Raw genomic sequence first — 6,166 nt, 5'->3', positions numbered from 1 at the left:
ACGGTCATGCGGCTCGTCCCCGGCATGAGCCCGTTCGCCGCCCAGGACGTCGAGCCTGCCGTGTCCGTCGGCAGTCAGAACGTTCGGACCCGCCTGCTTGGCGACATCGATCGCGTGCGACCCCATCTGACGGCAATCGAGGCGCGCCAGTGGCTCGAGGAGGCGCTGCCCGCCTGCGAGGCCTGGATGAACCGCCTGCAGGCGCTGTTCCCGGCGCGTTGAGGCTCGGCGGCAGGGACCGCGTGTTGCCGCTCACCGACAACTGATCACGTCGCTCCGCGACACACTGGCCAGACTGCAGGCTACGCCTGTCGCCCATATGGCCGCATTCGGAGCGCTGAGACTTAGGGCACGTCGTCAGTGCTGGGCGAGGAGAACCGCCCGGCTCTGGTCAGGCGTCTCTTGCGCGGTACGCACCAGCGCGAGTCTTTGCCGCGCGCGGCGTGGGTGATGGCGAGATGGCGAGGCTGGGGCCCTGCCTACTTGCGGAACATTTGGATGTCCCTCGTCGTGCTCCATGTTCCGTTCGCGTCTCGAATGACGGGACGGATCGCGATCACCTCGGCTGACGCCCGGTAGACCGGGGTATTGCGGAGCGCGTCCGTCACCTCCGGCCGACCGGCCGCGCGCCTCGTGGCAAGGATCGGGTCACCCGATCCTGCTTGATCGTTGGGTGCCCATCAGTCAGTGCGAAGCACCTCGGCCGGCTCGACACGGCCGGCCGCTCGGAGGGGGATCACGAGCGCCGCGATCGACACGATCAGAATTCCACCAACGGCGCCGAGGAGCGACGCCGGGTCGAGGGGTCCCACCCCGTACAACAGACCGCTCAACGCCCGGGCGACGCCCACGGCCATCGAGAGCCCGACGACGAGGCCACCGGCCACCAACCATGCGCTGTCGCGCATCACGAGCCGGCGAACGTGATGGGCCTCGGCGCCGAGAGCCATGCGCACGCCGAATTCGCGACGCCGCTGGCGCACGCTGGCCGCGACCACACCATACAGGCCGACCACCGCCAGCGCCACGCCGGTCGCGCCGAACACCGCCATCAACACCGTGTAGAACCGTGGCCGGGCCAGCGGCACCTCCACGAGTTGGTCGAAGGGACTCGGCGGCTTGATAGCCACGTTGGGATCGAGCGCCCGCACGCGAGCCCGGACCAGGTCCATCAGCTGGGCGGTTGGCATCGAGGTCCGCACCACCAGCTGCTCAGCACCGCCGATCATCTGAAACGCCGGCAGATACAGGGTCGAGCGTTCCGATCGCAGATCGCGATACCGGGTAGGCGCCGTGATGCCAACGACCGTGAGCCACCGGGCCTGCGAATCCGGTGGTCCCATCTTGAGTCGCTTGCCAATTGGATCGACGCCCGGCCAGACCCTGGCCGCGACGTCGGCGCTGACGATCGCAACGAGCGGCGCGGTGTCGTCGTCGGCGAGTGTGAAGGCCCGGCCCCGCAGCAGCGCGACTTGGAACGTCGAGAAGTAGCGTGGGTGAATCTCTTCGAGATTCAGCGGCGGGTTGGCCGTGGCTTCCGTGGACGATTGCCCTTCCGCCGTAAAGACGGGCACATCCCATCCGATGCCGGAGAAGGGCGTGACGTTTATGGGCGTGGCACCCATGACGCGGGGGTCGGCCTCGAGAGATTCAGCCAAGTCTGTGACGAGCTGCCGCAGCCGGACCCGGTCGCCGTAGGCGGGCTGCGGCACGTCGAGTGGGACCCAAACGAGCTGGTCGGTGGCCAGTCTGGTGGCTTCGGCCCGAAGCTCCCGAAAGCTGCTCACGAGCAGACCGGCACCCGCCAGCCCGACCACGGCCAGCGCCACCTGGGCGACGACCAGCACGCGTCGCCAACGCCCGGCGCTCGCCGCCGTCCCTCGCGAGGAGGCGCGGAGGCCGCCAGAGAGGTGCCTGCCCGCCGACGTGATGGCCGGCAGGAGTGCGGCGAGGACGGCTGACACCAAAGCCAGCACGACGCTGGCGCCTACGACTCGGGCATCCACGCGAATCGCCTCCGTGCGAGGCACGCCGTCGGGCACCCACCGCATCAGGACGGGGAGGAGCAACGCGGTCGCCACCAGGGCCACGGCGGATGCGGATCCCGCCAGCACTGCGCCCTCCGCCAGCACCTGTCGCATGAGGCGGGCGCGCCCGGCCCCCAGCGCCGCGCGCACGGCGAACTCGGAACGCCGAGCGTCGCCTCGCACCAGCAGCAAGCTCGACACGTTGGCACACGCGATCAGCAGCACCAGCCCCACCGCTGCGAGCAGCACCAGCGTCACGGGACGCACGTCCCCTACCACGAACTCTCTGTACGGCTGCACCTGGGGCACGAAGCCATCCCCGTCCCCGGTTGGCCGCAGAGCGTCGATGCCCGGCCCGAGTCTCTGCAGGTCATCAGCCACCTGTGCCGCGGTCACCTGCGGCCTGACGCGCGCCACCATGTCGAACTCGGTCGTGATACCCAGCCGCGCCGTCGGATTCGACGTGGTCGACAGCATGCCCGCAACGGTCGTCCACACCTCGACGCGGCGCGGGTGCTCCACGTCCCTCGGCATGACGCCGACGATGGTGAACGGCTGACCGCCGACCGAGACGCGTTGACCGAGCACCTCTCGCGCGCCGCCGAAACGGGCTTGCCAGAACGCGTGCGTCAGCACAAGGACGTTCTCGGCGCCCGCAACGTCGTCTGCAGGTTCGAGGGCTCGGCCCAGCAGCGGCTCGACGCCAAGCACGTCGAAGAACTCGCCGGTGACGCGCGAGGCGCGCACGTAGCTCATCTCCCCGCCAACGTCGAGCGGCCTGGTCGCCGGGTCGTGGTAGCCCACGCCGGCCACGCCGACCAGCGTGCGGCTCTCCGACCGCAGCAGATCGAGGTCCGCCGTCGTGAACGGCCAGCGTCTGGCACCGGCCTCAGGCCGGCCTCGCCAGCCCACGACGAGTTCCTGCTCTGCCCGCACGGGCAAGGGGCTCAGGAGCACACCGTTGACGAGTGTGACCATCGCGGTCGTGCCGGTCAGCCCGATCGCCAGCGTGAGAACGGCGGCCGCCGTGAATCCCGGGCTGCGCGCCAGAGTGCGCACCGCGTATCGCGCGTCCTGCACCAGCTCGCCCACGTAGTCTGCTCGCCGCATCCGACGCCTCCGGTCGTGACTGACCGCCACGCACTCGTGCCGCGCGGCGTCGTAGTTGCCGAACCGCTCGCGCGCGATCTGCAGCGCGCGCTCAGGGGTTTCCCCGCGTCCGATCAACTCCTGGACGCGCATGTCCAGATGGAACGAGAGCTCCTGCTCGACATCGCGCTCGGGGTCGAGGCCGAACACTCCGCGAAACCGTCGACGCTGGGCCATGAGCCTGTTCGCGCTACCTGACCGTTCGCGCTGACAGCGCCGCAGTCACCGCCGAGGAGTAACGGTGCCAGTTCGCCTTCTCCACGCGAAGCTGTGCCCGGCCAGAAGCCGTGAGCGTGTAGTACTTGGCCTGGCGGTTGTTGTCGGAGATCCCCCAGGTCGCAGCCACCCAACCGCGTGCCTCGAGCCGATGCAGGGCCGGATATAGCGACCCTTCTCCGACGGCCAGCACGTCATCGGTGGACCGCTCGATCCGACGCGCGATGTCGTAGCCGTGCGCGCGACCATGGCTGAGCGCCTGAAGGATGAGCAGGTCGAGGGTTCCGCGCAGGATATCCGGGGCGGCCGTGTTCTCAGGTGCTCCCATTGGGTTTCGAGGGAAGACTAATCCCTCGTTCCATCGAAACGCAAGGGGCCTTAAGGACGTGGGCCGTCGGTCAGGAACTGTCGCATGACAGGAACAAAGATTCGCTGCTGCGCGGCGTCGCTCACGAATCCGCCATGGGTGGTGTCCTTTAGCCGCAGCACCCGGCGCTGCCGCATGCCACGCTCGAACTGGCGGATGTTCGCTTCGACGACGCCGCGTTCTTCCGACAGACGCAGGAAGCGCTTGTAATCCTCGGGATCGTCTGGCCGTGAAGGAATCGGCCCGTCAAACACGACCGCGATGTTCAATGCTGGCGCCCTTACCCGACGATACTCCGGGCTGCGCACGGCCGCCCCGCGCTGGATGGCCGCAATGGCTGGGTCGGGATGCGCTGCGAGACCGGCCTCGCGTGCAATGGCTGCCGAGGCTTTGTAGTCGACCGCGGCGTCGAGATACACGAGCGACGCCACGCGCCTGGGGTGCGTGGCTGCCAGCCGAGTCATCTCCGCGCCGGCGATCGAGTGGCCGGCGAGATGTGCGCGCTGGGCTCCCAGGACATCGAGAAAGCCCAGCAGGTCGCGAACGAGCGTATCGGTGTCATAGGGCCCGGCCGGGACCGCCGAGGGCGGTTGGCCCCGGCGCGTGAGGCCCACGACGCGGAAGCGATCGACGAACTGCGGCGCCAGGTTGCCGAATTGTTCGTCGAGGCTGCCTCCGGCGGGCGTGAGGAACACGAGCCACGGCCCGGTGCCGCCCCAATCGGCGTAGTGCAAGCGTACGCCGTTGGTCGTGGCGAAGGCCTGCGTGGGCGCGCGGCCGCTCGGAGCCTGAGCACGGACGATGCCCATGCCCAGCGCGCCGACCGCGATGAACGTGATCAGAGGGAGGGCACGGGTCGACATGGTCGTGCGCCGTCAGTCCCTAAGCGTGAACCGCATCTCGACGGTGACGCGGACGGCGACCGGCTCCCCATCCCGCCGTGCCGGCTCGAACGTCCACTGCCGCATCGCCGCGACCGCTGCGTCATCGAGGCCGAACTCCGTGTCGAGCGACTGGCGGACCTGCACGTCCCCGACCGTGCCGTCCTTCTTCACGACGACCGAGAGCCACACCTCGCCGTGTACCTTAGCGTCCAGCGCAGCCTTCGTGTAGTCCGCTTTCACTTCGCGCGTCACGCGCGGCGACGTCACGCCGTTCCCGATGTCGAACACCTGGTCCTGCGCGGTCTCTGCGGAAGGGCCGGCAGACGCGCCGCCGCCTGGCATCGGCATCGCCCATACCGTGCCCGCCGTGACCGCCGCGACGATCGCGATCGCCACACCAGCCGTCCATCGCCGTTCGGGTCGTGTCATGTTCGCCTCCTGTGACAGTGCCTGAATCCGTTGCTGCAGGTGCCGCGGCCGAATGAGCGACGCGGCCGGGTGCGGTGACGGCCCGGCCGTGTCGGAGAACGCCATCAACGTTCGCGCATAGGCCCGCCAGTCCCCGAGGGCCGCGACGACGTGCTGGTCCACCAGCATCTCGCGGGCCGTGTCGAGCCGCGCAACCAGCAGGCGTGCGCCAGGGTGAAACCACAGCACGGCGCACCACGCCTCTTCCGCGCAGACCCGGAGCCAGTCGCGCCGCTGCACGTGCAGCGTTTCGTGCAGCAGGATGGCGCGTGCCGACTCGTCGTCCAGGTCCGTCCACGACACGGGCAGCAACACCACAGGCCGCACCACGCCGACCGTCACGGGCGACCGCACATCAGCCGAGAGACCCACCGTGAGACCGGGCACCGATGCCGTGGCGGCCGCACCGCGGGCCGGCGCGACTTCCACGGGCACCGCCCGGCGCACGTAACGACGGACCGCCGCCATGCCAACGATCAGCCAGGCCAAGCGTGCGACGGCGCCCGCCGCCAACACCTGCGCCGCCAGCGTGAGCCCCTGCGCGACAAACCCGTCTGTCTCCCCAGACGACGACGCGCTCGCGATGACCATGGCCGGTCCGTCAGGTGTCGGACCGGGCTGCCAGAGCGCCATCAACGGAAGCGCCATGGCGACCACGAGGAGCCATTGCCAGAATCGGTGTGCGCGCTGTGGATTCCGGATTGGATAGGCCCACGTGACACCAGCCGCGACGGCTGCGACGACGCCGAGTTGCAGGCTGTACGCCGCGGCGTTGGCCACGAGTGCGGCCGTCACGGCTCGCCCTCACTAATCAATCGCTCGAGCGCCCGCCGCTCCTTCACACTGAGGCTCGCGTCTTTCGCGAGATGGACCAGGAGCGGGCGCGCCGAGCCATCGAACATCCGTGTCACGAAGTCGCGCACCATGCCCGATTCGACCTGCGCCTGGGGCTTCGTCGGGGCGTACAGCTGAGCCTTGGGCCCCGGCGACTTCGCGAGATGGCCCTTGCCTTCGAGCAGGTTCATCATCGTCTGCACCGTCGTGTAGGCGATGTC

6 protein-coding genes are annotated in these 6,166 nt (G+C 69.2%); 1 reads left to right on the top strand and 5 read right to left on the bottom strand.

The features are described 5' to 3' along the window. On the top strand, positions 1 to 222 hold a 222-nt coding region (locus Q0C41_RS29045; protein ID WP_291984490.1), incomplete at its 5' end, for a hypothetical protein. A gap of 458 nt (positions 223 to 680) precedes the next feature. On the opposite strand, the gene Q0C41_RS29040 is transcribed toward Q0C41_RS29045, so the two are convergent. From Q0C41_RS29040 to Q0C41_RS29020, 5 genes are all read right to left on the bottom strand, one after another. Next, entirely contained in the window at positions 681 to 3,353 is a 2,673-nt protein-coding gene (locus Q0C41_RS29040; RefSeq protein WP_291990111.1) for an ABC transporter permease, read from the bottom strand. A gap of 13 nt (positions 3,354 to 3,366) precedes the next feature. After that, positions 3,367 to 3,720, bottom strand: a complete 354-nt coding sequence (locus Q0C41_RS29035; RefSeq protein WP_291990109.1) for a PadR family transcriptional regulator — start codon at positions 3,718 to 3,720, stop codon at positions 3,367 to 3,369. A 50-nt stretch (positions 3,721 to 3,770) separates the two neighbouring features. Further along, positions 3,771 to 4,622 (bottom strand): alpha/beta hydrolase, encoded by an 852-nt coding sequence (locus Q0C41_RS29030; protein WP_291990107.1) that lies wholly within the window; start codon positions 4,620 to 4,622, stop codon positions 3,771 to 3,773. 12 nt (positions 4,623 to 4,634) lie between these two features. Next, positions 4,635 to 5,906: a M56 family metallopeptidase gene (locus tag Q0C41_RS29025; RefSeq protein WP_291990105.1), complete on the bottom strand. Its 1,272-nt coding sequence runs from the start codon at positions 5,904 to 5,906 to the stop codon at positions 4,635 to 4,637. Next, positions 5,903 to 6,166: BlaI/MecI/CopY family transcriptional regulator (locus tag Q0C41_RS29020; RefSeq protein WP_291990103.1), on the bottom strand; the 264-nt coding region annotated here is incomplete at its 5' end. The genes Q0C41_RS29020 and Q0C41_RS29025, both read right to left, overlap by 4 nt.

Source organism: Luteitalea sp. (assembly GCF_022842525.1).
GTDB lineage: Bacteria > Acidobacteriota > Vicinamibacteria > Vicinamibacterales > Vicinamibacteraceae > Luteitalea.
The sequence above is the reverse complement of the archived record's forward strand: the minus strand, read 5'-3'. Positions and strand labels throughout refer to the sequence as shown.